Source organism: Bartonella sp. AA86SXKL (genome assembly GCF_042196885.1).
Map to the genome: position 1 here is coordinate 1 of NZ_JBHIRE010000449.1, position 632 is coordinate 632.

Here is a 632-nt window from a genome sequence, read left to right on the forward strand (position 1 = left end):
GGTGCTGTTGTAACCTTCTCAGAAACCTCTGGATGCACACCTTCAGGAGATGCTGACGCAATCTTCTCGGCAACCTCTGGATGCACCTCTTCAGGAGATGCTGGCGTAACCTTCTCAGAAACCTCTGGATGCACACCTTCAAGAGATGCTGGTGTAACCTTCTCGGCAACCTCTGGATGCACCTCTTCAGGAAATGCTGGCGCAATCTTCTCGGCAACCTCTAAAGGTTTTTCTGAAACTTTTTCTGCTTTTGTTTCTCGTAATTCTTGTTCCCTAATTACTGGTAAAGATTTTTCCGACGCCTTCTCTTCTCCGGATGATGAAGGGGTTGTTTCAACGGAGCGTGGTTTTTCTTTTGGTTTAAAAGGCGCAAAACTATCTATCTGTCCCTCCCCAAAATGACGAGCGTCTTCTTTTTCTTGTGGTTTGGTAGTAGGCTTTACTGCAGGAATTGCACGCACAGGAGCATTCAAGGCACCCTGTTGAGAAGCAAATTCTTCAGTCACAGGAGCAACAATGATGGGAACTGCTTCCAATTGCTGTGGCAAAGAAACGGGATTGGTAAAATAAATACTTCCCCAACTGAGAAAAATCACATGGACAACCAGAGATAAAGCCAAGCCTCGTTTCAT

At 45.7% G+C, this 632-nt stretch carries 1 pseudogene; it reads right to left on the bottom strand.

The window, feature by feature from the left end:
- A pseudogene (locus ACFIO5_RS12575) lies at window positions 1–632 on the bottom strand (cell envelope biogenesis protein TolA); the annotation flags it as partial.